Source organism: Tardiphaga sp. 813_E8_N1_3, assembly GCF_051811025.1.
Lineage (GTDB): Bacteria > Pseudomonadota > Alphaproteobacteria > Rhizobiales > Xanthobacteraceae > Tardiphaga.
Window position 1 is genome coordinate 3,641,469 of record NZ_JBPWQE010000001.1, and the last position, 26,384, is coordinate 3,667,852.

The 26,384-nt window shown below is 61.9% G+C and carries 22 protein-coding genes and 1 tRNA gene; 5 read left to right on the forward strand and 18 right to left on the reverse strand.

The annotated features are described in order from the left end of the window. Nucleotides 1-20: 20 nt before the first annotated feature. From AB8A33_RS17260 to AB8A33_RS17270, 3 genes are all read right to left on the reverse strand, one after another. Nucleotides 21-887, reverse strand: coding sequence for an ABC transporter substrate-binding protein (locus AB8A33_RS17260; protein WP_244527955.1), 867 nt, complete (start codon nt 885-887; stop codon nt 21-23). A gap of 318 nt (nt 888-1,205) precedes the next feature. Beyond that, a complete protein-coding gene (locus AB8A33_RS17265) occupies nt 1,206-3,398 on the reverse strand; it encodes a molybdopterin cofactor-binding domain-containing protein (protein ID WP_439093872.1) in 2,193 nt (730 codons plus the stop codon). Between the two features lie 13 nt (nt 3,399-3,411). Next, the gene (locus AB8A33_RS17270) at nt 3,412-3,879 is read right to left on the reverse strand and encodes a (2Fe-2S)-binding protein (protein WP_439093873.1); all 468 of its coding nucleotides are present in this window, start codon (nt 3,877-3,879) and stop codon (nt 3,412-3,414) included. A 772-nt stretch (nt 3,880-4,651) separates the two neighbouring features. On the opposite strand from AB8A33_RS17270, the gene AB8A33_RS17275 reads away from it, so the two are divergent. Next, nucleotides 4,652-5,071 carry a hypothetical protein gene (locus AB8A33_RS17275; protein WP_439093874.1) on the forward strand — a complete coding sequence of 140 codons (420 nt, stop codon included), beginning with the start codon at nt 4,652-4,654 and terminating at the stop codon, nt 5,069-5,071. Nucleotides 5,072-5,684: 613 nt separating this feature from the next. Here AB8A33_RS17275 and AB8A33_RS17280 read toward each other — a convergent pair. From AB8A33_RS17280 to AB8A33_RS17310, 7 genes are all read right to left on the reverse strand, one after another. Next, nucleotides 5,685-5,960: a hypothetical protein gene (locus AB8A33_RS17280; protein ID WP_439093875.1), complete on the reverse strand. Its 276-nt coding sequence runs from the start codon at nt 5,958-5,960 to the stop codon at nt 5,685-5,687. A gap of 338 nt (nt 5,961-6,298) precedes the next feature. Further along, nucleotides 6,299-6,374: transfer RNA gene (locus AB8A33_RS17285), tRNA-Lys, on the reverse strand. A gap of 173 nt (nt 6,375-6,547) precedes the next feature. Then, the gene (locus AB8A33_RS17290; RefSeq protein WP_439093876.1) at nt 6,548-7,201 is read right to left on the reverse strand and encodes a Spy/CpxP family protein refolding chaperone; all 654 of its coding nucleotides are present in this window, start codon (nt 7,199-7,201) and stop codon (nt 6,548-6,550) included. Nucleotides 7,202-7,317: 116 nt separating this feature from the next. Continuing rightward, nucleotides 7,318-8,643, reverse strand: coding sequence for a TRAP transporter large permease (locus AB8A33_RS17295; RefSeq protein ID WP_089267895.1), 1,326 nt, complete (start codon nt 8,641-8,643; stop codon nt 7,318-7,320). Beyond that, nucleotides 8,640-9,251 (reverse strand): TRAP transporter small permease, encoded by a 612-nt coding sequence (locus AB8A33_RS17300; protein ID WP_439093877.1) that lies wholly within the window; start codon nt 9,249-9,251, stop codon nt 8,640-8,642. Before AB8A33_RS17300 ends, AB8A33_RS17295 begins: the two co-directional genes overlap by 4 nt. 158 nt (nt 9,252-9,409) lie before the next feature. Further along, nucleotides 9,410-10,411, reverse strand: coding sequence for a TRAP transporter substrate-binding protein (locus AB8A33_RS17305; protein WP_309946505.1), 1,002 nt, complete (start codon nt 10,409-10,411; stop codon nt 9,410-9,412). A 196-nt stretch (nt 10,412-10,607) separates the two neighbouring features. Next, on the reverse strand, nt 10,608-12,176 hold the full coding sequence (locus AB8A33_RS17310) for a 2-isopropylmalate synthase (RefSeq protein ID WP_439093878.1): 1,569 nt from the start codon (nt 12,174-12,176) through the stop codon (nt 10,608-10,610). Nucleotides 12,177-12,675: 499 nt separating this feature from the next. On the opposite strand from AB8A33_RS17310, the gene AB8A33_RS17315 reads away from it, so the two are divergent. Next, entirely contained in the window at nt 12,676-13,569 is an 894-nt protein-coding gene (locus AB8A33_RS17315) for a dihydrodipicolinate synthase family protein (protein WP_439093879.1), read from the forward strand. Between the two features lie 170 nt (nt 13,570-13,739). Here the strand turns inward: AB8A33_RS17315 and AB8A33_RS17320 are convergent, their stop codons facing one another. The 3 genes from AB8A33_RS17320 to AB8A33_RS17330 all read right to left on the reverse strand — a co-directional run bounded on the left by AB8A33_RS17320 (nt 13,740) and on the right by AB8A33_RS17330 (nt 16,549). Beyond that, the gene (locus tag AB8A33_RS17320) at nt 13,740-14,720 is read right to left on the reverse strand and encodes a polyphosphate kinase 2 family protein (RefSeq protein WP_439093880.1); all 981 of its coding nucleotides are present in this window, start codon (nt 14,718-14,720) and stop codon (nt 13,740-13,742) included. Nucleotides 14,721-14,785: 65 nt separating this feature from the next. Then, nucleotides 14,786-15,484 carry an NUDIX hydrolase gene (locus AB8A33_RS17325; protein ID WP_439093881.1) on the reverse strand — a complete coding sequence of 233 codons (699 nt, stop codon included), beginning with the start codon at nt 15,482-15,484 and terminating at the stop codon, nt 14,786-14,788. Nucleotides 15,485-15,493: 9 nt separating this feature from the next. Next, entirely contained in the window at nt 15,494-16,549 is a 1,056-nt protein-coding gene (locus AB8A33_RS17330) for an ABC transporter substrate-binding protein (RefSeq protein ID WP_439093882.1), read from the reverse strand. Nucleotides 16,550-16,676: 127 nt separating this feature from the next. Here AB8A33_RS17330 and AB8A33_RS17335 point away from each other — a divergent pair, with 127 nt between their 5' ends. Then, nucleotides 16,677-17,138: a cupin domain-containing protein gene (locus AB8A33_RS17335; protein WP_068738428.1), complete on the forward strand. Its 462-nt coding sequence runs from the start codon at nt 16,677-16,679 to the stop codon at nt 17,136-17,138. Between the two features lie 12 nt (nt 17,139-17,150). On the opposite strand, the gene AB8A33_RS17340 is transcribed toward AB8A33_RS17335, so the two are convergent. Both AB8A33_RS17340 and AB8A33_RS17345 read right to left on the reverse strand, forming a co-directional pair. After that, nucleotides 17,151-17,939, reverse strand: a complete 789-nt coding sequence (locus AB8A33_RS17340) for an ABC transporter permease (RefSeq protein ID WP_439093883.1) — start codon at nt 17,937-17,939, stop codon at nt 17,151-17,153. After that, nucleotides 17,936-18,742 (reverse strand): ABC transporter ATP-binding protein, encoded by an 807-nt coding sequence (locus tag AB8A33_RS17345; RefSeq protein ID WP_439095955.1) that lies wholly within the window; start codon nt 18,740-18,742, stop codon nt 17,936-17,938. Before AB8A33_RS17345 ends, AB8A33_RS17340 begins: the two co-directional genes overlap by 4 nt. A gap of 137 nt (nt 18,743-18,879) precedes the next feature. Between AB8A33_RS17345 and AB8A33_RS17350 the strand changes: the two genes are divergently transcribed. Then, nucleotides 18,880-19,689 carry an ATP-binding cassette domain-containing protein gene (locus AB8A33_RS17350; protein ID WP_439093884.1) on the forward strand — a complete coding sequence of 270 codons (810 nt, stop codon included), beginning with the start codon at nt 18,880-18,882 and terminating at the stop codon, nt 19,687-19,689. Continuing rightward, nucleotides 19,686-21,245, forward strand: coding sequence for an ABC transporter permease/substrate-binding protein (locus AB8A33_RS17355; RefSeq protein WP_439093885.1), 1,560 nt, complete (start codon nt 19,686-19,688; stop codon nt 21,243-21,245). The genes AB8A33_RS17350 and AB8A33_RS17355 overlap by 4 nt, the downstream gene beginning before the upstream one ends. A gap of 61 nt (nt 21,246-21,306) precedes the next feature. Here the strand turns inward: AB8A33_RS17355 and AB8A33_RS17360 are convergent, their stop codons facing one another. The 3 genes from AB8A33_RS17360 to AB8A33_RS17370 all read right to left on the reverse strand — a co-directional run bounded on the left by AB8A33_RS17360 (nt 21,307) and on the right by AB8A33_RS17370 (nt 26,364). Next, nucleotides 21,307-23,013 (reverse strand): sulfatase-like hydrolase/transferase, encoded by a 1,707-nt coding sequence (locus tag AB8A33_RS17360; RefSeq protein ID WP_439095956.1) that lies wholly within the window; start codon nt 23,011-23,013, stop codon nt 21,307-21,309. Between the two features lie 192 nt (nt 23,014-23,205). Further along, the gene (locus AB8A33_RS17365) at nt 23,206-24,951 is read right to left on the reverse strand and encodes a sulfatase-like hydrolase/transferase (protein ID WP_439093886.1); all 1,746 of its coding nucleotides are present in this window, start codon (nt 24,949-24,951) and stop codon (nt 23,206-23,208) included. Nucleotides 24,952-25,131: 180 nt separating this feature from the next. Continuing rightward, on the reverse strand, nt 25,132-26,364 hold the full coding sequence (locus tag AB8A33_RS17370) for an ABC transporter substrate-binding protein (protein WP_439095957.1): 1,233 nt from the start codon (nt 26,362-26,364) through the stop codon (nt 25,132-25,134). Between the last annotated feature and the right edge of the window lie 20 nt (nt 26,365-26,384).

Below are 26,384 nucleotides of genomic sequence, written 5' to 3' on the forward strand. Positions count from 1 at the left end.
TCCTTGCTTGCGGGCCGGCGTTACTTCACCGTCAGCAGGCCGGGCTCCATCAGGTTTTCCGGATCAAGCTTCCACTTCTTCAGCAGTGCGAGCTGATCACCGGACTTGTAGATCTCGGTGAGTGCGGCCTTCACTGCATCGCGGAACTTGGGCTTGTCCTTCGGCACGGCAATGCCGACCTGATAAGGGATGGTCACCGCGACCGCCTTCTCGAGCTTGTCCGGATAGGCCTTCACCGCGTTGTCGACGGTGTTGACGTCGTTGATATAGGTATCGGCGCGGCCGGCAAGGATCGCTTGGATGCAGTTGGCGTTGTTGTCATAGAGCTGGATGGTCGGCTCCGCCTTGCCTTCCTTCTTGCATTCCGGCCCCAGCGCCTGGATCAGCGGCACTTCGACATAGCCGGTGTTTTCCGCCGCAGCCGTGCCGCACAGCGACGTATTGATGCCGGTGATCTTCTTCGGATTGCCCTTGGCGACGAGAACGCCGTCGAACACCTTGGAATAGGTGATGAAGTCGGCCGCCTTCGCGCGCTCCTCGGTGGCATAGATGTCGGATATCACGATGTCGGCCTGGCCCGATGCCAGCGTGGTCAGCAAGGCAGCGAAGGTCACAGCCTTGTAGGTCAGCTTGAAGCCAAGGCATTCGCCGATCTGCTCACCGAGATCGATATCGAAACCGATATATTTGTTGGGATCCTTGGGATCGATCGATTCATAGCCCGGTGTATGCGGATTAATGGCGTTGACGAGTGTCTTGCCTTTCCAGTCCGGATATTTCGCCTGCAATTCGGCGCAAGCCGCCGGCACGGCCGCCTGCGCCGACATCGGAACAAAGGTACCAACCGCCAATAGCGCGCCCACTGCCGCCGCACGCCATCCGATCATCGCGCCCGTTTCAGGCCAAAGCCTACGGATGTCAGCAAAATGCAACTTGACCATTCGATCGCTCCTTCGACGTTGTCATGGCCTGAACCATGTTCCTAACCTCGAAGAAGCCTATGACCCCCTGCGCGCAGAAAGCTTGTCCCGGGACGTACAATAATTTGGATCGTCCGCTCCCATGATTTGGGCAGAGCTGCCACATTAATGGGCGACGGCAGGGCTCTTACCAAGCAGATCTTATTTGCCGAATGTCGGCTGCGCGCCCGTAGCGGACATCATATCCAAATGCGGGTGTTACTCTCACGAGGCCGACTGCCCCTTTCAGCTCGTTCCGAGGTCGATATTCTTGAGCGGCAAATTCCGAACCCGCTTGCCGGTGGCTGCGAAGACGGCATTCAGCACTGCGGGTGCGGCGACTGCGATCGTCGGCTCGCCGACGCCACCCCAGAAGCCACCGGACGGCACCGTGATCACTTTCACTTCCGGCATCTCGTCGAGCCGCATCACGTTGTAGCTGTCGAAATTCTCCTGCTCGATCCGGCCGCCCTTCACGGTGCACTCGCCATAGAGCATCGCGGAGAGACCATAGACAAAAGAGCCTGCGATCTGCGCCTCGATCTGCTGCGGATTGACGACGTGGCCGGGATCCGTGGCGGCGACGATACGGTGGATCCTGAGGCGCCCCTTGGTCACCGAGACCTCCGCCGCGGCGGCGACATAACTGCCAAAGCCCATCACCTGGGAGAGGCCGCGATAAACGCCCGCCGGCGGCTTGCTATCCCAGCCGATGCCCTTCGCAGCCGCTTCCAGTACGGCGAGATGCTTCGGGTGATTGGCCATCAGCTTGCGCCGGAAGGCCAGCGGATCCTGGCCGGTGGCATGCGCCAGTTCATCGACGAAGCATTCGAGGTAGACCGCGTTCTGGTTCAGGTTCACCCCGCGCCAGGCGCCGGGCCGTACATGCGGATTGTACATCGCATGATCAATCAGAAGATTCGGGAATGTGTAGCCGATCGCCATTTCGGCACCGCCCGGCATGAGGCCCTGGAAGGCGATGGGATCGCCATTCGCCGTCATGACCGACGGGCGCATATAGGCCATGATCGACTGGCCGGAGATGCGCATATGAAGCGCTTCGATATTCCCCGCTTGATCGAGCGCCGCGCGCATGCGGCACTGGGTGACCGGGTGGAAGCGGCCCTGCACCATGTCTTCCTCGCGCGTCCACATCATCTTCACGGGCACATCGGGGATCTGCTTGGCGATCAGCACAGCCATCCGCACATAGTCGGTGACGAGGCGTCGGCCGAAGCTGCCGCCGATCCGCATCGGATGAACCACGCAGGACTCGATCGGCAAGCCGGACGCGGCGGCCACGGCTTCGAGCGCCGCTTCGGCGACCTGGGTGGGGGCCCACGTCTCGCAACGTTCGGGCGTCCAGCGGACGGTAGCCGACATCACCTCCATCGGGGCATGGTTCTGATACGGGAAGCTATAATCCGCCTCGATGATGCGGCCTGCCTTGGCAAGCACGACTTTCGCATCACCCGTCTTGTTGCCAACGAAATTCGTCTCGGCGGAAAGCCCTTCGCGCAACTTCGCGGCGATAGTCTCGCTCGAAACCTTCGCACTATCCCCTTCGTCCCAAACCACCGGCAATGCGTCGAGTGCCGTTTTCGCACGCCAGAATGTATCGGCGACCACGGCGACGGTTTCATCGTCGACGCGCAACACATGCTTCACGCCGCGCATGTTAGAAATCGCGGCTGCGTCGAAGCTTTTCAGCTTACCACCATGTACGGGACACGCCTTCGGGATAGCGACGAGCATGCCGGGCATCCGGATGTCCATGCCGTAGACCAGCGAACCGTTCAGCTTGTCGCGCGTGTCCAGCCGCTTCAGCGGCTGTCCGGCGATGGTCCATGTCTTGGGATCCTTGAGCTGGACCTGCGCGGGCGGCACGATCTTGTTCGCCGCGGCGGCGACAGCCCCGTAGGTCGTGCTGCGCTTGCTTGGCGCGTGGGTGATGATGCCCATGGCAACAGTGCATTCCTCAGGCTTGACGCCCCAGCCCTGCGCTGCGGCCTGGACCAGCATCGAACGGGCCGCGGCGCCGGCCGTGCGCACATATTCCTGCGAGCCACGGATCGCGCGCGAGCCGCCGGTGGACATGTCGCGCCAGACCTTGCCGCGCTTCAGGTTCTCATGCGGCGACACCAGGTCGAAGCCGACCTTGCTCCAGTCGCATTCGAGTTCTTCCGCAACGAGTTGCGCGAGGCCTGTCAGCGACCCCTGCCCCATTTCGGCGCGCGCGATGCGGATCTGGATGCTGTCGTCAGGATGGATCACCACCCAGGCATTGACCTCGGCAGTCGTCCCTTGCGCCGCGGCGCTCATGCGCGGCGGGATCGTGAAGCCGAGCACGAAGGAGGCAGCGGCGGCACCGGCGAGGAAACCACGGCGCGAGACGCTGGCGGGCGCAACATCGCCGCGGGAAAGAGTTTTCATATTCATTGTCACGATCCCCTCAGCCCTTGCTCGCAGCCATGCGCTGCGCTGCGAGTTGCACGCCGGCCAGCACCCGCGGATAGGTGCCGCAGCGGCAGATATTCGAAATCTCGGAGCGGATATCGTCCTCGCTGGGCTTCGCATTCTGTGCGAGCAGCGATGACACTGCCATGATCATGCCGACCTGGCAGTAGCCGCATTGGGCGACATCGAGTTCGGCCCACACCTCCTGCACCGGATGCGGTTTGTCGGCACCGAGTCCTTCGATGGTGACGATCTTCTGATCCACAGTCACCGCGCTCACGGGCAGCGCGCAGGAGCGCGTCGCGACGCCATCGACATGCAGCGTGCACGCGCCGCACTGACCAACCCCGCATCCATATTTCGTTCCAGTGAGACCAACATGGTCGCGGATCACCCACAAAAGGGGCGTATCCTCTTCGACATCCACGTCGAGGAACTTGCCATTGATGTTGAGTCTGGCCATTCGGGTCTCCCGATCGGGTTCAATATTGCGATTGCTAGTTGGGCAGGGTCAGGGTCTGGAGATAGCTCACGATACTGGCGCGGTTCTGCTGGCTTGACACCGCGGAAGTCACGATCGCTACGCCAATCGAAAGGAAACTGCACTTCACCATTGCGTATTACGGTTTCATTTTCGGTTGACTGGCGCCTTGGTGCATCCGGTACTGCTCGTCGGTGACTTTCTCGAGCCAGTCGACCGACTTTCCGTCCTGAGCCTCGGCAATTGCGATATGGCTTCTCCGATCATCGTCGAAAGCGCCATTGCCAATATCGCGGTCATCTTCATCCGTGGTGCTCGTCAGGTGGGCCGAAGCAAGACCCGGTCCTGCGCCGGTCAGTTTAACGAGGCCCGCCGAGAACGATTAGGTCGCGCCCACGGCATGGACTTATGTCTCCAGCTCATGAATTCCGCGCCGAATTGTCACAGCATTCGGCGTCGATCTGCGGACGGGCGTATCTGGGACCGCGCCACGGCATGAGCAGCAACAGGCCGAACCATGCGGTGGCGCCATACTCACGAAAGATAGCCCAGCGCTTCGACCAAACGCGTGAAGGCGGCGGTCGGAGGTCGAAGCGATCCGGGACGCGTCCTATCTGGACGTTAGGCTTGGGATTTTGGCGCGGTCAGAACGAGGTTACGCCTAGGCCGGCTGCTTTTTTTGCCCCGCGCTGCAACCAACGAGGTTCACGGATGTTGCAACATTTGCTGGGTGGCCGTCCATAGGAGCGCATCCATGTGTGATTACAGCCTGCACGCGGTCGCTAACCGTCCCGCAGAGGTGGCGGATAGGTTGGTATCGGCAAGATTTCCTTCGACGACAACTAAAGGGTTCGCAAGCTTCGACGATCCTCACGTTGCGGTGTGCCTTCGCCCTGGCACCGAAATCGCGTTTGAAGAAAACGTCCGGGTCGATGGATGGGTGTTTCGCCGTAATGTGAACGACCGACTAGCCCGTTTCCGTCAAATTGACATGGGCCAGTATCACAATCACCACGACGCTCTGGAATTCTCAAATGGCAGGATTGTTCTCGTCACAGACCTGAGGCCCGGGCAGAAGGCAATCGTGCTGCAATTACCGGTCAGTCCGGCAATTCAAAAAACCAAGACCACTGCACCTGCAGCAACGCCGCGGGTCGCCCGGACCGCTCCCTGACGAGCCATGTCGCCAGTAGGTAGAAGAGACCCGCCGGCGCAGCTCGGCGGGTTTCATTTCATTGGTAGGGTCCGGGCTATTGCTCGAAGTCTCGCCGCATATCGCCGAGCCGAAGACCGCCATAACCCGCTCGATACCCTCGGGCGTTTTTTCTTTGGTTCCCTTGAACCTTTTAGCCAAATCGATCGTACCAATTTGTACTGGGGATTTGAGGGCCCAGTGTTGAGCCAACGTCGCCGGGGCGATCATACTCCGCCCAGGGCGGCGTTGCGCGTGCGATCCCCACCGCCCTCACCCGCGGGCTTTTGCAGGACAGCACACCATCGGCTAGAATGGCGAGATGACGAAAACAAAAGCATGGCAGTCCAAGCTGCTCGACGAACCCAGGATCGGCTTTGTTGAAGAGCACGGTTCGCGCGCGGGCAATGCAGCGCGCGCCATGGTCGTCGAGCGCCGGCACAAACCGACGGAATCCCCTCGGACGACTCCGAAACACGATCCTCTGGCGAAGATCCTGAACGAACCGCGCGTGGGCTTTGAGACTATCCATCGATCCGCCTCAAGGTCGCCAAAATGAAAGAGCCGCCCACTGGGGCGGCTCACGACGAATAGTCTAGAGCTTCGCTTGGACCGTCCAGAATGACGCCTCCTTATCGGACAGGTCATTGTGGATGGTGCTGTCGCTCGGAGCGTGTGGACGCAGCCGCCAGGCCTCCGAATTAATCTCCACTTCGAGCTCGTTGTGCGAAGCTGAGATCACCTTACCTGACACCCGACCTTTGTTTGGGTATTCGAGCGCAAGAATTTCTCCCGGCGCCACCGATTTGGCGGCGACAGAAATCACAGTGCCGGTTCTGATATCTTTCTCGTTGATGTAGGCGCTCAGCATCGACGAACTCCCATTGCTTCTTTCGTGACTGGACTTGAATGCAAAGCGCGCCGCACGACGGCACCAGAATGCTGTTTCTCCAGATGTAGAAACGTGCATGCATCCAGGCGGTTCCACTTGGCGACCTCCCGCAGAGGGCTCGGGACCAATAGAAAAATTCGGGCCGCGTTTGCGCTCGGGTTTGCAAAGACAGGCGCCTTAAACCGAGACCTCGCGACCGTCCGGATGGCCCGCAACCTCCGAAAGAACAAACGCAGGTGACGAGTCAGAATGACGGACGTTGTCCAGTCGAAATGACTGGCCACCGAAATTCTAACAGATTGATTTGTTGAGATTTATGGTGGGCGCACTAGGGCTCGAACCTAGGACCCGGTGATTAAGAGTCACCTGCTCTACCAACTGAGCTATGCGCCCGGATCCAGATCCGGATATCCCCGTGGGGACGGCGTCGTTTAGCAAAGCGATCCGGGGATGTCCAGCGACGCTGTCACAAAAATTGCACCGTTTTTCGCAATCGCGAAAATGCGAAAAAGCCGCTGGATTTCAGCGGCTTCTTCGTCATTGCAACCGTGGAAAACTGCTCCGGATCAGAGCCGTTCGGCGCCCGGCGCGGGGTTGTGCTCGAATCTGTCGCCGCGGCCGCCGGGACCGCGATCGTCGTCATCGCCGAAATGCGGGCGATCGAAGCCGGGAGGGCCAAATCCCTCGCCTTCGAAGCTGCCGCGCTCGAAGCCTGGGCGAGGTCCGCGGTGACGCCAGCCGCCCTCCCCGCCACCGAAGCCGCGGTCCATATGGGTCAGCACTGCCAGTCGGCGCTTCTGGCCGTCATCGAGGGTCTTGTAGAGCGGGTCGGCGGCATCGGCGATCTTCTTCAGCGCGGCGGCCGTGGTGGCCATGTCGCCGGCGCGCTGCTGCAGGCGGGCGACCGGATTGTCCGGCGTGTCGGTCCGCTTCGCGTCGTCGTCGCGGTTCTTGCGCTCTTCCATGCGCGCATTGGCGCGGTCGATGCGCAGCTTGGCGAAATCGCGCACCGCGCTCTCTACCGCCGGCCACATCTTCTCCTGGTCCGGCGTCAGCTTGAGCCCGGCTTTCACCGCGGCGATGCGCGCATCGGCGAAGGCAGCGCGGTCTTCGGGATTCATTCTGATGTGATGATGCATCCATGGCCGATGCTGGGCATAGACCGCGGTAGAACCGGCGATCACGGCGACAGCGGCACCAGCGAGCAAGATCTTCTTCATGGCAACCTCCTTTGGAAAGTCACCTGAAGATGATCCCGCGCCGCCGGACCTTCAACTTACGCTTTGGCCATGTGGTGTCGCGATGTGTTGTCGCAATATTTACAGCCGCAATTTCGTCACAGCATCCCGAGAACGCGCGGCAGCCACAGCGAGATCTCCGGGATGAAGGTCACCGCAACGAGGAACATCAGCATGGTCAGCAGCCACGGCCACACCGCGATGGTGAGTTCCGTGATGCCCATCTTGGCGATGCCCGACGCGACATAGAGATTGAGGCCCACTGGAGGATGGCACATGCCGACCTCCATATTGACCACCATCAGGATGCCCAAATGCACCGGATGCACGCCGAGCTTGACCGCGATCGGGAACAGGATCGGCGCGGTGATCAGCACGATCGATGACGCCTCCATCACATTGCCGGCGACCAGCAGCAGGATGTTGACGAAGATCAGGAACGTCCACCAGTTGACGCCCATGTCGACGATCCAGGCGGTGAGCTGCTGCGGAATCTGTTCCGACGTCATCAGGAACGAGAACAGCACCGCATTGGTAATGATGTAGAGGATCATCGCGCTCATGCTGGCTGAGCCGAGCAGCACCCGCGGCACGTCCTTCAGGCCCATGTCCTTGTAGACGAACACCGCGATGATGAAGGCATAGACGGCGCTGACCGCCGCGGCTTCCGTCGGCGTGAACCAGCCGCGATAGATGCCCCCGAGCACGAGGAAGATCAGCAGCAGGCCCCAGATACATTCGCGGAACGCCTTGAAGCGCTCGCCCCATGATGCCCGCGGCAGCCGCGGATAGTCGAACTTCCAGGCGCGATACACCGTGGTGGCGCCGAGCAGCGTCGCCAGCATCAGGCCGGGAATGACGCCGGCGATGAACAGCTGGCCGACGGAGGCCGAGGTGACGCGCGCGCCATCGGGGCCGAGCGCGACGCTGCCACCGGTCGCCACCGCATAGATCACCATCACGATCGATGGCGGGATCAGGATGCCCAATGCGCCCGACGTCGTGATCACGCCGGCGCCGAAGCGCTTCGGAAAGCCCTGCGCGACCATGGCGGGCAGCAGGATCGAGCCGATCGCAATCACGGTCGCTGGTGACGAGCCGGAGATCGCCGCGAACAGCGCGCAGGCCATCACGCCGGCGAGGCCGAGACCGCCATACCAGTGCCCGACCATCGAGGTCGCGAAATTGATCATGCGTCGGGCGACGCCGCCATGGGTCAGGAAATTGCCGGCGAGAATGAAGAACGGGATCGCCATGATCTCGAAATTCTCGATGCCGGTGAACAGTTTCAGCGCCACCGCCTCGATCGGCACCTGGGTCAGGAAGAACAGGAAGGTGAGCACCGTCAGGCCGAGTGCGATCGAGATCGGCATGCCGGTGAGCATTAGCGCAATGAGCAGCGCGAAAATAAACAGCGTGGTCATCGGGCGCCCTCCGGCGTCGGACCAACCGCCGTGTCGACGTCGATGCCCTCCACATGGGTGTGATCGTGATGCGGCAGATCGTCGAAGCGGAAATAGCTGTAGGCGACCTGCAGAAAGCGGAAACACATCAGATAGGAGCCAAGCGGAATGCAGAGATAGACGATCCAGCTCGGCAGCTCGAGATCGGGCGATGTCTGGTCGGTTTGCGACAGACCCATCACGAAGCTCGCGCCCATGGTGCCGATGATGCCGGTGAACAGCGCGCCGCACAGAAGGCCGAACAGGATGGTGCCCTTGCGCCATTTCGGCGGCAGTTGCAGCACCAGCACATCGACGCCGACATGGATGCCGGTGCGCACGCCGTAAGCCGCGCCGAACTTCGCCATCCACACGAACATGTAGATGCAAAGTTCCTGCGCCCAGGACAAATGGATGCCGGCGAGAAACTTATAGGCCGCCATCGCGCCGGGCAGATTGCGATACGACACCACGAAATCGGTGGTGTAGCGATGCGCCACGGCGACAAAGATCACCACCGTCGCCGCGCCGATCAGCGTCGCGATCAGGGTTTCCTCGAGACGATCGAGGATGCGTAACAAGAACCGCACGAAATATGTCCCCTTCCCCTTGGCCGCCTGGCGGCGGCCTCATGGTGAGGAGCGCGCCTCCTGGCGCGCGTCCCCAACCATGAATATCGTTCACTCACCCTTCGAGACGCGGCCCAATCAGGCCGTTCCTTAGGGTGAGGTCTCAGCTACGCTGCGCCTCAATTGGTCTTCGCGTTGGCTTCCTTCTGGAACGCCGCGATCAGATCCTTGCCGACGCGCGACGCCATGTCCGCGGTCACCGGCTCCAGCGCCTTCATCCATTCGGCGCGCTCTTCCGGCTTCAGCTCGTAGAAAGTGGTGGTACCGGCCTTCTTCATCGCGACGATGGCGTCGTCGTTTTCCGTCTGCGACAGGCCGTTGGCATAGGCTGTGGCATCATCCATCGCCTTCTCGACTTGCGGCTTCACGTCGGCCGGCAGACCGTCCCAGAACTTCTTGTTCACGATCACGGCGTAGCCGATATAGCCGTGGTTCGAGAGTGTTATGTGCTTCTGCACTTCGTGCATCTTCTGCGTATAGACGTTGGACGGCGTGTTCTCGTTGCCGTCGACGACGCCGGTCTGCATCGCCTGATAGACTTCCGAGAAGGCCAGCACCTGCGGGATGGCGCCGAGCGCGCGCATCTGGGCTTCCAGCACCTTCGACGACTGGATGCGCAGCTTCATGCCCTGGAAGTCGGCGACCTTATGCATCGGCTTGTTCGAGGTCATGATCTTGAAGCCGTTGTCCCAGTAAGCGAGACCCTTGATGCCCTTGGGCTCGAGCTTCGCCAGCAGGCCCTTGCCGATCGGCCCGGTGGTGATGCGGGTCAGCGCCGCCTTGTCCGGCAGGATGTAAGGCAGGTCGAACACCTCGAATTCCTTGACGCCGAGCGGGCCGAACTTGGCGAGCGAAGGCGCCAGCATCTGCACGGCACCGAGCTGCAGCGCCTCGACCTCTTCCTTGTCCTTGTAGAGCTGCGAGTTCGGATAGACCTCAACCTTCACCTTGCCATTGGTGTATTTCTCGGCAAGTTCCTTGAACTTCTCCGCGCCCTGCCCCTTCGGCGTATTCGGCGCAACGACGTGGCTGAACTTGATGACGATGGGCGATTGAGCGGAGGCCGGACCGGCCAGCGCGAGCGCTGCGATCGACGCTGCGGCCAAAATAAACTTGCGCATGATGTTCTCCCTGTTGGCCGCGCGGAGCTGTTTTAAGAAGTCGCTGCGCTTGGATGCCACAGGGAGCTTTATCGTCATCGGCAATCAAACGCCATCGCTCCCTTCGCAGGGGTTGCAGCAAAAGCTTTACTGCAATGCAAAAACGCGGCGTCTTGCGACGCCGCGTTTCATTGCGCGTATAGGTTTTGGGAAACGATCAGCTCGCGGCAGCGACCGGCGCCGGCATGTCACGCGCACGCTTCATGACGATCTTGTTGAGCGCACCGAGATAGGCCTTGGCCGAGGCGACCAGCGTGTCCGGATCGGCCGCACGCGAGGTCATCGAGCGGCCTTCATGAGCCAGACGCACTGACACTTCCGCCTGCGCGTCGGTGCCTTCGGTGACGGCGTGGACCTGATACAGCTCCAGCTTGGCCTCATGCGGCACCAGTGCCTTGATGCAGTTGAACACCGCGTCGACCGGGCCGTTGCCCTCGGCTTCCTCGATCTTGGTCACACCATCGACATTCAGCTTCATTGTGGCACGCTGCGGACCGTGGGTGCCGGCGATCACCGTCAGCGAGGTCAGCTTGATGCGGTCATGGGCCTGCACGATCTCCTGATCGACCAGCGCCTCGATGTCCTCGTCATAGATATCCTTCTTGCGGTCGGCCAAGGCCTTCATGCGGATGAAAGCGTCCTCGATCTGGTTCTTGCCCAGCTTGTAGCCGAGCTCTTCCAGACGGTGGATGAAGGCATGGCGGCCGGAATGCTTGCCGAGCACGATCGACGACTGCTTCAGGCCGACCGAAGCCGGCGTCATGATCTCATAGGTCGAGGCGTCCTTCAGCACGCCATCCTGATGGATGCCGCTCTCATGGGCGAAAGCGTTCCGGCCGACGATCGCCTTGTTGTACTGCACCGGGAATGAGGTCGCTGCCGAGACCACCTTCGACGCCCGCGTCAGCATGGTCGGGTCGATGTTGTTCCAGTACGGGAATTTGTCGTTGCGCACATTGATGGCCATCACGACTTCTTCCAGCGCGGCATTGCCGGCGCGCTCGCCGATGCCGTTGATGGTGCACTCGATCTGACGCGCGCCGCCGTCGATACCGGCCAGCGTATTCGCCACCGCCATGCCGAGATCGTTATGGCAATGCACCGAGAAGATCGCCTGATCGGAATTCGGCACGCGCTCACGGATGGCGCGGAACATGCGAGTGTATTCCTCCGGCGTGGTGTAGCCGACGGTGTCCGGCAGATTCACCGTGGTGGCGCCGGCCTTGATGACGGCTTCGGTGATGCGGCAGAGGAAATCGATGTCGCTGCGGGTGGCGTCTTCCGCCGACCATTCGACATTGCTGACCATGTTGCGCGCACGGGTGACGCCGGCCACCGAGGCGTCGATCACCTGCTCCGGGGTCATGTTCAGCTTGACGCGCATATGCAGCGGCGAGGTCGCGATCACCATATGCACGCGGGCGCGGTCGCCGGCAGGCTTCACCGCTTCGGCGCAGCGATCGATGTCCTTCGGATTGACGCGGCCGAGGCCGGCGATCACCGACTTCTTCGAGCGCTTGGCGATCTCGTGCACGGCTTCGAAATCGCCTTCCGACGAGATCGGGAAACCGGCTTCGATGATATCGACGCCCATATCGTCGAGCATCTCGGCGATTTCCAGCTTCTCCTCGAAGGTCATGGTGGCGCCGGGGCACTGCTCGCCGTCGCGCAAGGTGGTGTCGAAAATGAAGACGCGGTCCTTGTCGGACTTCGTGGTCGCGGTCATAGGATATTCCTTAAGTCAGGGCGCTACTGTCTGGGCGCCAGGGGAAGCTGATGGTCTGCGTGTCATGATCCCCTGAGTACCCAGGCCAAATGGCCCAGACGGCGCTCAGGGGCAGATAAGCAGAAGCAGCCCGCCAAGAAGCAGGTTCGAACGCAGCGCAGCCGGAATCGCGTCAGGAGCAGCGGCAACAGCCACTCCCCCGGAAACTCCAACCATGTCGCTGCGAATCAGCATTGCCACACCTTTAGGCCCGCATCCTCGGCCAAAACCAGTCTCAAGGAAAACCCTTGATGGTTCGTTGCCAACCGGAGCCTCCGGTCGTTCTAGACGACAAGTGCTGGGGCCTGCAACGGCTAAGAGGGTCAGGAAGACTGACCTAAATCCGTGTGAGAGGCGCTCGGGCGCGTGACCGACTGGCCCAGCCAGAAACCGCGGAACTGGACGTTTTCCCAACCACCCTTTTGCCCTAAGACCGAACGGCAATTGCGAGGACAGGACAATGACTTTCGCTAGGGGATTATCCGCCTTCCCGATCACACCCATGAACACGAATGGAAGGGTCGATACGCCCGCGCTGCGGCGGCTGGTGGCGCCCTTGGCCGCCGCCAAAGTGGATTCCATCGGGCTGCTGGGCAGCACCGGGTCGTATCCGTTCCTCAGCCGTGACGAGCGCCGGCGCGCCACTGAAGCCGCCATGGCGGAGGTGAATGGCCGCGTCCCCGTGCTGGTCGGCATCGGCGCGCTGCGCACCGACGAAACAATCAACCTCGCCCGCGACGCCAAGGCGGCCGGCGCCGCTGCCGGCCTGCTCGCGCCGGTGTCCTATACGCCGCTCACCGAGGATGAAGTCTTCGAGCACTTCAAGGTGGTGGCCGGCGAGAGCAAATTGCCGATCGTCATCTACGACAATTTCGCCACTACGCACTTCAAGTTCACGCCCGACCTTGTCGGCCGCATCGCACGTATTCCCGGCGTCGTCGCGGTGAAAGGCACCTCCCCCGAAGCGAGCCTCGCCGCAGATCACCTGAAGCAGATGCGCGCTGCCGTGCCATCAGGCTTCTCCGTCGGCTATGCCGGCGACTGGAATTCAATGGAGACGCTGCTGGCCGGCGGTGACGCCTGGTATTGCGTGGCGGCGGGCCTGTTTCCCAACAGCTGCCTTGCCATCACCCGCGCGGCGCAGGCCGGCAATGCCGACGAAGCGCGCCGCCTCAACAACGCGATGCAGCCACTGTGGGATCTGTTCAAGCAGTTCTCCAGCCTGCGCGTGATGTATGCGGCTGCGGAGCAGATGGGGCTGACGGATGCGAAGCCACCGCGCCCGGTGCTGCCATTGAACGACGCGGCACAGGACAAGGTTGCAGAGGTGCTGAAGGAATTGAAGCTGAGTTAGCGGTAAAATACGTCATTCCGGGCGAGGCCGGCGCCAGCCGAACGCGACCCGGAATCTCGACGTGTTCATCGCTGCGTTTTATTACTGCGGGATTCCAGGTTCGCGCGCGCAAAGATGCGCACGCGCCTTCAGGCACACCAATTGGTATGCCGGGGAATGACGAGCTAAGCCTACTTCTTCGCCACTTTCTTCTTGGCCTTCTTGGCCACCTTCTTCTTCGCGAGTTTCTTCACCACAGACTCGCTTTCCCGTGGCGGCCCTTCCTTCTCCAGCGCCTCGCGGATCAGCGTAAAGTCCTTCTTCGCCTCGCCGTCGACGGTAGGGAAGTGCAGGTCCAGCTTCTCCAGCGCGTTGACGATCGCCGAGCCGATCACCACCCGCGAAAACCATTTGCGATCCGCCGGCACCACATGCCACGGCGCCTCCTCGCAGGACGTATGCTTGATCAGGTCCTCATAGGCGTCCTGATACTTATCCCACAACGCGCGCTCGGCGATATCGGCCGATGAGAACTTCCAGTTCTTCGCCGGCTGCTCGAGACGATCGAGGAAGCGCTCGCGCTGCTCTTCCTTGGAGACGTTGAGAAAGAATTTCAGCACCACGGTGCCGTTGCGCGCAAGATACTTCTCGAAGGCGGTGATATCATCGAAGCGCTCGCGCCAAATATCCTTCGTCATCAGCTCCGCCGGGATCTTCTGCTTGGCGAGGATTTCCGGATGCACTCGCACCACCAGACATTCCTCGTAATAGGAGCGGTTGAAGATGCCGATACGTCCGCGCTGTGGCAGCGCGATGGTATGGCGCCACATGAAATCGTGATCGAGTTCGTTCGACGACGGCGTCTTGAACGCATGCACCTCGCACCCCTGCGGATTGATGCCGTCGAACACGCTTTCGATGGCGCTGTCCTTGCCGGCCGCATCCATGCCCTGGAAGATCAGCAGCAGCGACCAGCGGTCCTGCGCATAGAGCTTTTCCTGCAGTTCCTGCAGCCGGCGCCGGTTGGCCTCGATGATCTTCTTGCCAGTCTCCTTGTGCAGCCCGCCGCTGGCATTGGTGTCATGCGCCTTGAGATGGAAAGCCTTCGACCCGTCAATCCGATACGGCTCGATATAGGACTTCAACGCAGACACAACTGGCTTGGCAGACATGAGATCGGCAACTCCGGGACGCGGGAGCTGCAAGCGTAGCGTGCCGACGGCACCGACGCCAGACGTCAGAGCTTGGCCGCCAGGAAGGCCCGGATATAGGCCGGCATCGTCTCGGTAAAATCGCTGACGCTCCGCACCAGATGAATGGCGCTCAGCTCCTGATCGTCCTGCGTAGCCAGGCTGGCCTCGATCCGCGCCCGCACAGCGTCGCCCGGCACAGCCAGATCGAGAATACGAATCATCGCCATCAGCGATCCGGCCTGCACGACATCCCACTGATCGGCTGCGCGGTAATCGTCCGGCGTCAGGCCGACCTCCTCCGCCGTCTCACGTGTCACGCTGCCCGGGATGTCGACCGCGTCGCCGCGCAGGTCGTTGAGATCCGGTGTGCCGGCCGGAAAGTAGATCTTGCCGGCATTGGCTGTGTGCTGGCCCATCTCGCCAAGCACGAAGGCCCCGTCGCTCGTCCTCAATGCACCCATACCGAACCCGTTGAACACCGACGCGTCCGGGAAGCCCCAGTCGCGCCAGGCGAGAAAACTAGCGAAGTCGGTCTGGAAATAACGTGCGCTGAACGTATCGCCTGCAAAGACCGGGTCGCGGGCCATCAGAATCTGACCATTGAACATTTCCGGCTTCGCGCGACGCGCCTCGGTAAAATGCGCGTCGATCTTGTTGCGATGCTCATGTGCAAACGGCCACCGCCATTCACGATAGACGAGATCAAGCTCTTTGACGGGAAGAAGAACGAGTTCTGCCGTCATTGCGTATCTCTACTTCGCATTCGTCCCCATGGTTTTTGCAAACTGCTCGACATACTTGTTCGTATAGGTCTTGCTGACATCGATATTCGCCTTGGCCACCTCAGGCGAGCTCTCGCTGAACACGGCGAGCACGGCAGCCGCGCCCTTCGGATCCATCAGCCCCGTCTCCGAATACATCGGGAGCGTGTTCTTCAGCGCTGCGAGATAGAGCTCCTTGTCCTTGCCGACGATGCCTTCCGGCATCTTCGCCATGATCTCTTCCGGCGTATGGCTGTGGATCCATTTCAGCGTGTTCATGATCGCGTTGGTCAGCCCCTGCACTTCCTTCTCGTGGCCCTTAACCCAGGCCGTCGTCGAATACAGCGCGCCGCCGGGATATTCGCCGGAGAACACCGCCAGCGTGTCCTTCTGCGTGCGGGTATCGCTGAGAATCGTGAGGTCTTTGTGACTGCCCTGCAGCACGGTGACGGCAGGATCGAGCATTACAGCGGCTTCGATCTGGCCCTGCTCCATCGCCGCCACCGCTGTCGCACCGAGGCCGACGCCGATCACCGCCGTGCCGGCCGGGTCCAGACCGTTCTTCTTGAGTTGATATTTCAGGAAGAAGTCCGTTGACGAGCCCGGCGCGCTGACGCCGACTTTCTTGCCGGCGAGATCCTTGATCGACGTGATCTTGCCGGTGTGCTTCGGCGACACCACGAGCACGAGACCGGGATAGCGGTCATAGACCACGAAGCTCTGCAGCTCCTGCTTCTTGGCGGCGAGGTTCACGCAATGATCGAAATAGCCGGACACCACATCGGCGCTGCCGCCGAGCACGGCCTTCAGCGCATCGGAGCCACCCTTGAGATCGACCAGTTCGACCGCGAGACCCGCCTTCTCATATTCGCCAAGCTGCTTGGCCAGCACCGTCGGCAGATAGCACAGGCACGCCCCGCCACCGATGGCGATGGTCACCTTGCTTTGCGCTGCAGCGGGATGAACGAGAAATAGCGACAAAAGGCCCGCAAGGAAAAGACGGCCACGGAATAAACGGCTCACGCTGGTTTTTATGCTTGTTGTCATTATTTCCTCCGCTGTTCGCGCGCGGAGGATAGATGAGCCTCTGCCGGATGAAAAGCCGGCACTGGTCAACGCACATTCAGCGACATAGCATCCGCGCGGCAAATCATTGTCATTCAGGGGAACGTTCATGAAGCGCATCACCGCAACACTCTCCATCACCGCCGCTTTCGCTGCCGGTTGTCTCATCACGCATCTCGTGCCCGAGGGCATCACGCCGGCACAGGCTGCGGAAAACATCACCGCCCAGGTCATCCACGTCCCCGAACTCGTCGGCGACGCATTGGGCCCGGCCTCCCCGACCGGCTTCCGCTCCAAGATGTTCATGCAGGCCGACGGCGCGACCATCTCGGTGCAGGACGGCAATGTGGTGAAGCACATGCATCCCAACACCAACGAGATCCAGTACATCCTGGAAGGCACCGGCACTGTGTGGCTGGGCGACAAGGAAGTTCAGGTCAAGGCCGGCGATCTCATCATTATCCCGAAGGGCACGCCCCATGGCGGCACCAAGCCGGACGGCAAGCCGTTCCGCGCCATCGCCATCAAGACCCCGCCGCAGGCACCGGACGATACGAAGCCCCTGCCGTAAGACAGCGCGACGTCAGTGGCGGCCGTCGGCCGCCGCTGGCTTCCACACCAACAACCGCTTCTCGACCATCGACACCAGCACATCGATGATGATCACAAAGGCCGACAGCACGAACATCCCCGCGAACACACCGGCGACATCGAACGTGCCTTCCGCCTGCTGGATGACATAGCCCAGCCCCGCCGCCGAGCCGAGATATTCGCCGACCACGGCGCCGACGACGGCAAAGCCCACCGCGGTGTGCAGCGATGAGAACATCCATGACAGCGCCGACGGCCAGAACACATGGCGCATCAATTGCCGCTCGCTCATGCCCAGCATGCGGCCATTGGCGAGCACCGTGGGCGAGACTTCCTTGACGCCCTGATAGACGTTGAAGAACACGATAAAGAACACCAGCGTGACGCCGAGCGCCACTTTCGACCAGATGCCGAGGCCGAGCCACAGCGCAAAGATCGGCGCCAGCACCACGCGGGGCAGCGCATTGGCCATCTTCACATAGGGATCGAAGATCGCGGCGAGCCGCGGCTGGCGCGCGAACCAGAAGCCGATCAGGACGCCCAGTGTGGAGCCGATGACGAAGGCCAGCACGGATTCCAGCAGCGTGATGCCGAGATGCTTCCAGATAATGCCTGACGCGAACCAGCTATAGATCTGGCTGCCGACATCCCAGGGATTGGAGAAGAAGAACGGCGGCAGCAGGATGCGGCCCAACACCGGCACGGTGGTGAGCAGGTGCCACAGCCCGATGACGACCACGGCGACGAGTACCTGACACAGCAGCAATACAGGACGCGTCATGACGCGGCTCCCATACCAGCCGACTGCGCATAGCCCTTCATCACTTCGTCCTTCAGCACGCTCCAGATCTCGCGATGAAGCGCGTGAAAATCCTTGTCGAGCCGCACCTCGAAAATATCGCGCGGCCGCGGCAACGGCACCTTCCAGTCGCCGATGATGCGCGAGCCTGGCCCCGCGGACATGATGACGACGCGATCGGCCAGCGCGATCGCCTCTTCGAGATCGTGGGTGACGAACAGCACCGCCTTGCGATCCCTGCTCCATAGATCCAGCAACAGGTTGCCCATCACCTGCCGGGTCTGCGCATCGAGCGGCCCGAACGGCTCGTCCATCAGAAGGATTTTCGGATTGCGGATCAGTACCTGCGCAAGACCGACGCGCTTGCGCTGGCCGCCCGACAGCATATGCGGATAGCGCCCGGCAAACGCACCGAGCCCCACCGAGGTCAACCAGTCCTGAGCCCGCGCCAGCGCTGCGTCGCGTGCTATGCCGGCGATCTCCAGCCCGATGGCGACATTGTCCAACGCAGTCTTCCAGGGAAACAGCGCGTCGGCCTGAAACAGGTAGCCCGCCTGTGCGTTCAGTCCGCCCAGCGGCTGACCGAAGATCCGGACGGCACCGGAGGCTGGCGCCAGCAGCCCGGCGGCGACATTCAGCAATGTGGATTTCCCGCAGCCGGTCGGCCCGACAATGGCAACGAACTCGCCATCCGCCACCCGAAGCGTCGCCTTCTCCACCGCCGTATAGATGCGATTGTCGGCAATACCGAACGCCACCGTCGCGTCATCAAGCGCCACCGCCATCGATGCCGCGGCCCCACCTGCCTGCACGCGCGTTCCCCAAAGTGTTTTTGTTCCGGGACTGGCTTAGCGCTGCGGGGCAGACAATTCAACGGCCCGGCCAAACTTGGTCGGTTGTCGCGCCTGTGATAGTCCGGGATATGACATCCGCCCCGCCCCTGATCGCCTTCAAGCATGTCAGCAAGAGCTTCGACGGCGGCCACATTCACGCCGTCGACGGTGTCTCGCTCAACGTGGCCGAAGGCGAGTTCCTCGCGGTGGTCGGTGGCTCGGGCTCCGGCAAGACCACGCTGATGCGGCTGGCCAACCGGCTGATCGCACCGGACAGCGGCAATATTACCATTGCTGGCGAGGACGTCGCGCAGGTCGATCCCATCGAACTGCGCCGGCGCATCGGCTACGTGTTTCAGAGCGGCGGGTTGTTTCCGCATATGAGCATCAAAGACAATATCGGCATCACGCCCAGACTGCTCGGCACCCCCCCTAAGGAGATCGCCGCGCGTGTCGATGAATTGCTCGATCTCGTGCGCCTTGACCGCAAGCAGCATCGCGACCGCTTCCCGCATGAACTCTCCGGCGGTCAGCGCCAGCGCGTCGGCGTTGCACGCGCCCTCGCCGCGAAGCCGCGCATCGTGCTGATGGACGAGCCGTTCGGCGCGCTCGATCCCCTGACCCGCGATGCGCTTGGCGACGACTACCGCGCACTGCATCACAAGCTCGGCCTCACCACCATCATGATCACCCATGACATGACGGAAGCGATCCTGCTCGCGGACCGGATCGCGGTGATGCGCTCAGGTAAACTGGTCGCGGAAGGCACGCCCACTGAGTTGTCCGAAAGCACCGATCCCTATGTCGGCGAGTTGCTGGGCACACCGCGCCGGCAGGCGAAACGACTTCAGATGCTGCTGCCGAAGGATGGTGCGGCACCCCAGGGCGGCGCGACATGAGCCTGTTCACCGATCCGCGCTGGAGCGACGCGCTTGGGAATCTGCCGGATTATCTCGGCAGCCACGTGCGCGTCAGCCTTGCCGCACTGGCGCTCGGCCTCATCATCAGCCTGCCGCTAGCTATCATTGCGCGGCACCGTCCGGTGACGCGCGGCGCCCTGCTCGGCATCGCCAGCATCGTGCAGACTGTGCCGGGGCTTGCATTGCTGGCCCTGTTCTATCCGCTGCTGCTGGCGCTCGCAGCGCTGTCACTGCAATATTTCGGTGTCGGCTTCTCGGCCTTCGGCTTCCTGCCGGCGGTGCTGGCGCTGGCGCTGTATTCGATGCTGCCGGTGCTGCGCAACACCATCACCGGTTTGAACGGCGTCGATCCCGCATTGACCGAGGCCGCTCAAGGTGTCGGCATGACGCCGCGGCAATCGCTGACCATGGTCGAACTGCCGCTCGCTCTGCCCGTCATGATGGCCGGCATCCGGACCTCAGCAGTGTGGGTGATTGGCACCGCGACGCTGTCGACGCCGATCGGCCAGACCAGTCTCGGCAACTACATCTTCGCAGGTTTGCAGACGCAGAACTGGGTGCTGGTGATCTTCGGCTGCGTCGCCGCTGCAATTCTTGCGCTGGCCGTCGATCAATTGCTGGCGCTGATCGAAACGGGCATCCGCCTGCGCAGCCGCATCCGCACGACCATCGGTGTGCTTGGTATCGCGGCGCTGGTGATCGTCACACTCGCGCCGTCCTTCGCCCGCTCCGGCACGCGTATCGTGGTCGGCGCCAAGACCTTTACCGAACAGTATGTGCTGGCCGCGCTGATGTCGCAGCGGCTGCAGGCGGCCGGCCTGCCCGCCACGACGCGGCAGGGTCTCGGCTCCAGCGTGATCTATGATGCGCTGGCCTCCGGCGATATCGACGTCTACATCGACTATTCCGGCACGCTATGGGCCAACCAGTTTCACCGCAGCGAGATCCTGCCGCGTGAACAACTGCTCACCGAGCTGAAGTTAACACTCGCGAAAGCGAACATCACGCTGTTCGGCGAACTCGGTTTCGCCAATGCCTATGCGCTGGTGATGCCGCGCGCAAAGGCACAGGCGCTAGGGATCAGAACCGCCGCCGATCTTGCGGCGCTGAGCGGCACCATGACCATTGCCGGCGATTACGAATTCTTCTCGCGGCCGGAATGGGCGGGGCTGAAGGCAGCCTACGGCCTGTCGTTCAAGACCCAGCGCACCATGCAACCGGACTTCATGTATGCCGCCGTCGCCTCCGGCGAGGTCGACGTCATCGCCGGCTACACCAGCGACGGCCTGATCGCGAAATACGATCTGGTGGTGCTGGACGATCCCAAACATGCCATCCCGCCCTATGACGCCATCATGCTACTGGCGCCGAAGCGCGCAGGTAATGAGAAGCTGCGCAGCGCGTTGCAGCCGTTGCTTGGCAGGATCGACCTGACCTTGATGCGCGAAGCCAATCTCCGCGCCGCCGGCAATGATGCGACGAGTTCGCCGGAGAGCGTTGCGAAGTGGATGTGGGAGAAGATCGGGAAGAAGTGACACTTCTCCCCGTGCGAAGCGAAGCTTCGCTAGGCGGGAGAGGGGAAGAGAAGGAAGCGCGTTACAAATTCTTGATCATCCCCGCATCGATCAACAGGCGATTGAATCTTCGCGCTTCCGCCCCGTCCTTGCAGGCGTAAAATAGTCCCTTGCAGCGAAGCATGATCTTCTTTTGCTCCTCGAAGGACGGGTCCAGCGGAATGCCCGCGGCCTCCTGAATGACCAGCGGCAGATACGGCCCGTCGATCGTGTCCATCACCGTCGCGCTCTTCACCGGTTCGAAATTGATCGCGTCGATGGCGTAATAGGTCGCGTAGTAGCGCGGGTCGTAACTCTGCAGCTTCTTGCCGAGGCCTGCTTCATCCATGTTGGGATCGAGAATGCCCGGCGCGAATTCCGGCTGATGGTCACCGTAGCGCACGATCAAAAACGGTTGCGCCGGAAACTGCTTCTTCAGCTTCGCGACGAAGGCGCCATAATGATCGACGCTCATGGCCTGCCGACGCAGATATTCGTCGACCACCGGCACATTGCCGGGCGCGCGCCAGCCCGGCGTCATGTCCGGTCGAAATTTGGTTTCCCACGGGAAATGGTTGGCAGCGAGATAGACGAACATGAACAGCGGATTGGCCGGCGGTTGCTCGGCCATCAGGCGCGCCGCGGAATCGTAGAAGAAGCTGTCGGGCTCGACGCCCTTGGCGCCGAGATCCTTGGCATCATAAAAACGCTCGACGCCGATGGTGGTCTGAAAGCTGCGCGCGCTCATGAAGGCACCGAAGGCCGGATAAAGCGAGATGGTGCTATAGCCGCAGCGGCGCAGCGCCAGTGGCAATCCGCGCTCGACGCGGCCCGAAGCGATCCGCGTGACGAAATAGGAGAACGGCCCGAATGAGCGCGACGAGAGTCCGGCCAGTACGTTGTATTCGGTGAACCAGCTCGGCCCGCCATTGCTCTCGGCGAGAAATTTGCGCGCCTTGCCGTCCCACGAATTAAAGTGGCTGCCATAGCCTTTCGGCGTCTTCACGCCGGCGGCCTGACGGATGTCGAAGGACGACTCGTCATGCACCATGATGATGTGCGGACGACGTCCCGCCGGATGGCAGGAATCCTCCAGCGGCAGTTTCAGCCGCTCGGTGATCACCGCGTCGGACTCCATGAAACCGTAGCTGCTGAAGTCCGACACGGCGGTGACGCCGGAGCGCGCGAATTTCGACAGATAGCCGTCATCGTAATAGCCGCGCCAGGCTTCATCGGGCCAGGCCAACGCGTATCCCGTCAATGCGGCGAGGCAAGCCGTCAGCGCGGCCAGCGCCGGCAGCCGTCGGATGCGGAACGGATCGAGCCACCACAGCGCATACATCAGCGGCACCACCACGACGGCGGCGCCAATGGCGGACCAGCGCAGGTTCGGAAAGATCGTGAACAGGAAGGCCGCGGTATCGCGATCGATCACCATCAGGTCGACGAAGTTCGCGGTCATCTGCACCACGTCGTGCTTCAGCCGCGACAGCAGCACCAAGATGACGACCAGGGTCAGCGACAGCGCCCCCGACAGCGCGGGACGGCGCAGCAGCGCAATCCAGAAAAAGTTGAGAATGGCCCAGGCCAGCACAAAGCCGATCCGGCCCACCAGATCGGTCTCTGTCTGGAACATCACCAGCAGCGCGCCGAAATGCGGCGCAGCCACGGCCAACAGCCGCCACACGCTGGTCGGCGCGGCGACAGCAGTTGTCGAGACGCTGGGTACTGGATTGAGCGGAGGCGCCATGGCGGCACGCAACACCACCGGCAATGCCTCGGGCCTGGGCTGGCGACGGCCAGAGGGCGCATGTCGCAGCCGGAAACTGCGACATGTCACAAAACTGTAATGGACTGGTCATGAATGGGCAATGAACTTGGCCCGAACGGGATCGACGGAATCGGCAGGCGCCCCGTACCCGCCCGTTGCGGTTCGGCTGGGTCAGAGATCCTTGATCAGCCCCGCATCGATCAGCCAGCGGTTGAACCGGCTGGCTTCGTCGCCGTCCTTGCAGCCGTAGAACACGCCCTTGCAGCGGAGCATGATCTTCTTCTGCTCGACGAAGGACGGATCGAGCGGCACGCGCGCGGCCTCCTGCACCATGAGTGGCAGATAGGCGGCGTCCAGCGTGGGCAGCGCCGATGACAGTTCGGGCCGGTAGTTCAGCGCGTCGATGGCGTAATAGGTCGTGTAGTAACGGATATCATGCGTCATGATCCGGTTGGCGCGCTTCGGCTGCGCCAGATCGGGCTCCAGCAGTTTCTGCGCGATCGCCGGCTGGTGATCGCCGAACCGCACCAGCAGGAACGGCTCGGCCGGATGATCCTTCTGGAGTTGCGCGACGAAGGCCTTGTAGTCCGTAGCCGTCATCGCCTGGCGGCGGATATATTCGTCGACCTCGGTCGTATTGCCCGGCGCCTGCCAGGAGGCCGGCGTCAGGTCGTCGCGATAGGTCGTGGTCCACGGAAAATGATTGGCGGTGAGATAGACCAGCACGAAGATCGGTTGATCGGTCTTGCTCTCGCGCGCAATGAGATCCTTCGCCTGATCGAAATAGAACCTGTCGGGCTGCATGTCCTCGCTGACGCCCATCGCCGCCATGTCGATGAAGCCGTCAATGCCCGCGCCCTGCTGGAAGCTGCGGGCGCTGAGGAAATTGCCGTAGGTCGGATAGAGCGAGAAGGTCTTGTAGCCGCAGCGCTGCAACGCCTGCGGCAGGCCGCGCGAGATCTTTCCGGCGGCAATGCGGGTCACATAGAACTTCAACGCGCCGAAGGAGCGCGCAGAGAGCCCGGTGAAGATGTTGAACTCAGTGTACCAGGTCGGCCCGCCGCTGGACTCGGTGATCAGCGCGCGCTGCTGACCGTCCGCCGACTTGAAGTTATCATGATAGCCGGCCGGCACCTTGATGCCGGGGGCTGCGGAAATGTCGAAAGACGACTCGTCGAGCACCATCACGATGTTCGGCCGCTTCACACCGGGCTCGCAGGTGGTCATCGGCGATGCCAGCGCCGAACTGACGAGGCTCTTGGAATCCGCCTCGATCCAGCCTGTCGCGGTCAGATGCGACACCGAGACGACGCCGGAGCGCGCCAGATTGGAAATGTGATTGACGCCCTGGAACGGCTCCCATGGCTTTTCGGGATTGGCTGCCGATAGACCAACGATTCCGATCAGGCAGACGCCCGCACAGGCCAGCGCACTGCGGCGGCGCAAGCGGAACGGATCGGCGCGCCAGATCAGCCAGAGGATCGGCAGCGCCACCGCGGCCGCGATCAGGAGCCAGGTGCGCAGTTGCGGGAAGATCGAATGCAGGAAGGAGATCGTGTCACGATCGATGATCAGGAAATCCAGGAAGGTCAGCGTCAGCTGCGTGATGCCGAATTTGAACTGCGACAGCACGATCAGCGACGTCACCAGCAGCAGCGACAGCACCGCGCTGACCCCCGGTCGCTTGAACAGCGCGAGGAACAGGAAATTGAGCAAGGCCCAGGTGAGCAGCGCCAGCGTCATGGCGAACGGGCCATATTCCACCGAGGCCAGCACATAGATCGCAAGCACATGGATCGCAGCGATCAGCGCCGTGCGCAGCGGCCACTGCCGAATATACTGCCAAGCGGCCGCCAACCGCTCCTTGAAGCGGCGGCCGGCTTGCGCCGGGGAGACTGAGATCGAGGGCGGCAGCATGGCTTGCCTGCGAACACCCGGCAAGAAGACTGCCCTGTCTGGCAACGGCCAGCCGGCTCACGCCGCGCCCGGACCCTGCGGAATGTCACAAAATCGTAATACAGGCGTCATGAACGGACAATGAACCTTTCGACGCAGGCGGTGCCGGTCCGGGCGCCGCCTGCCGTCGTCATCCCTCGCCTACCGCACTGCGGTCGGCGTCTCACCCTTGATGATCTCGCCGAAGCGCTGCCAGCGCTCGCCCTTGAAGCTCATCATCTGGAACTGGTCGATGGGCGAGAAGTCAGTCGGGCTGGTGTTGACGGTCACGCCCGGCAGCAGCCCGTCGAGCTGCACGTTCTTGAGGTTGGCGGCCTGTTTCATCAGGTTCTCATGGGTGAGATCGTCGCCGCACTGCCGGAGCGCCTCGACCATGGTCTGGGCGATGCTGTAGCCGGACAGCACGGTGCTCTCCATCGCCTTGCCTTCCGGAATGTATTTCTCGACATAGGCGTAGAAGTTCTTCATGCCCGGATCGTCCTTCCACTGCGGATCGGTGGGATCCTTGGCGAAGGTCGCGGACACCACGTCCTGCGCATTGTCGAGGCCGGCCGGACGCAGCACGCTGCCGAGCGACGAACTCGCATTCGGCACGATGTGCAGCGGCTTCCAGCCGAGCTCGGCAACCTTCTTGATCGACTGCGCGGCAAACTTGCCGGTGGCAAAGGAGAAGATCGTGTCGACGCCCGCGGCCTTCAGCTTGACGATGTGTGAGTCGACGGTCGGCTCGGAGACTTCGTAGCTCGTCTCCATCACGATCATCGTTGAAGCCTTGTCGCCGAGGCCTTCCTTCAATCCCTTCACATAGTCCTTGCCGAAATCGTCGTTCTGATAGAACACGCCGATCTTGGCATCGGGCTTTTCCTTCAGGAGATACTTCGCATAGGCTGCAGCTTCGGCGTGGTAGCTCGGCAGCCAGCCCATGGTCCACGGAAACTGCTTCGGATCGTTCCAGCGCGTGGCGCCGGTCGCGAGAAACAGTTGCGGCGTCTTCTTGGCATTGACGTATTTCTGGATCGCGGCATTCGCGGCGGTCCCGACATTGCCGACGATCGCCATCACCTCGTCGCTCTCGACCAGCTTGCGCGTCTGCTCCACGGTCTTCGGCGGCGAATAGGCGTCGTCATAGGAGATGAAGACGATCTTGCGGCCGTTGATGCCGCCTTCGTCATTGATCTTCTTGAAATAGGCGCCGTAGGCCTTGCCGAGAATGCCATAGGCCGAGGCCGGGCCACTATAGGGCACCGTGTTGCCGATCTTGATTTCGGTGTCAGAGGCGCCGGGGCCATATTTCTTCTGCGCCAGCGCCGGGCTCGCGGCCAGTGCGACCGCACAAGCAGCTATCGCAGTTGCAGTAATGGCAGTCCTATTCATACGCATCATACGTCCTTGTT

Excerpts from the sequence above, each read along its gene's own strand:
- AB8A33_RS17260 (WP_244527955.1), bottom strand. The coding sequence starts at position 887 with ATGATCGGATGGCGTGCGGCGGCAGTGGGCGCGCTATTGGCGGTTGGT.
- AB8A33_RS17265 (WP_439093872.1), bottom strand. The coding sequence starts at position 3,398 with ATGAATATGAAAACTCTTTCCCGCGGCGATGTTGCGCCCGCCAGCGTC.
- AB8A33_RS17270 (WP_439093873.1), bottom strand. The coding sequence starts at position 3,879 with ATGGCCAGACTCAACATCAATGGCAAGTTCCTCGACGTGGATGTCGAA.
- AB8A33_RS17275 (WP_439093874.1), top strand. The coding sequence starts at position 4,652 with ATGTGTGATTACAGCCTGCACGCGGTCGCTAACCGTCCCGCAGAGGTG.
- AB8A33_RS17280 (WP_439093875.1), bottom strand. The coding sequence starts at position 5,960 with ATGCTGAGCGCCTACATCAACGAGAAAGATATCAGAACCGGCACTGTG.
- AB8A33_RS17290 (WP_439093876.1), bottom strand. The coding sequence starts at position 7,201 with ATGAAGAAGATCTTGCTCGCTGGTGCCGCTGTCGCCGTGATCGCCGGT.
- AB8A33_RS17295 (WP_089267895.1), bottom strand. The coding sequence starts at position 8,643 with ATGACCACGCTGTTTATTTTCGCGCTGCTCATTGCGCTAATGCTCACC.
- AB8A33_RS17305 (WP_309946505.1), bottom strand. The coding sequence starts at position 10,411 with ATGCGCAAGTTTATTTTGGCCGCAGCGTCGATCGCAGCGCTCGCGCTG.
- AB8A33_RS17310 (WP_439093878.1), bottom strand. The coding sequence starts at position 12,176 with ATGACCGCGACCACGAAGTCCGACAAGGACCGCGTCTTCATTTTCGAC.
- AB8A33_RS17315 (WP_439093879.1), top strand. The coding sequence starts at position 12,676 with ATGACTTTCGCTAGGGGATTATCCGCCTTCCCGATCACACCCATGAAC.
- AB8A33_RS17320 (WP_439093880.1), bottom strand. The coding sequence starts at position 14,720 with ATGTCTGCCAAGCCAGTTGTGTCTGCGTTGAAGTCCTATATCGAGCCG.
- AB8A33_RS17325 (WP_439093881.1), bottom strand. The coding sequence starts at position 15,484 with ATGACGGCAGAACTCGTTCTTCTTCCCGTCAAAGAGCTTGATCTCGTC.
- AB8A33_RS17330 (WP_439093882.1), bottom strand. The coding sequence starts at position 16,549 with ATGACAACAAGCATAAAAACCAGCGTGAGCCGTTTATTCCGTGGCCGT.
- AB8A33_RS17335 (WP_068738428.1), top strand. The coding sequence starts at position 16,677 with ATGAAGCGCATCACCGCAACACTCTCCATCACCGCCGCTTTCGCTGCC.
- AB8A33_RS17340 (WP_439093883.1), bottom strand. The coding sequence starts at position 17,939 with ATGACGCGTCCTGTATTGCTGCTGTGTCAGGTACTCGTCGCCGTGGTC.
- AB8A33_RS17345 (WP_439095955.1), bottom strand. The coding sequence starts at position 18,742 with ATGGCGGTGGCGCTTGATGACGCGACGGTGGCGTTCGGTATTGCCGAC.
- AB8A33_RS17350 (WP_439093884.1), top strand. The coding sequence starts at position 18,880 with ATGACATCCGCCCCGCCCCTGATCGCCTTCAAGCATGTCAGCAAGAGC.
- AB8A33_RS17355 (WP_439093885.1), top strand. The coding sequence starts at position 19,686 with ATGAGCCTGTTCACCGATCCGCGCTGGAGCGACGCGCTTGGGAATCTG.
- AB8A33_RS17360 (WP_439095956.1), bottom strand. The coding sequence starts at position 23,013 with ATGGCGCCTCCGCTCAATCCAGTACCCAGCGTCTCGACAACTGCTGTC.
- AB8A33_RS17365 (WP_439093886.1), bottom strand. The coding sequence starts at position 24,951 with ATGCTGCCGCCCTCGATCTCAGTCTCCCCGGCGCAAGCCGGCCGCCGC.
- AB8A33_RS17370 (WP_439095957.1), bottom strand. The coding sequence starts at position 26,364 with ATGAATAGGACTGCCATTACTGCAACTGCGATAGCTGCTTGTGCGGTC.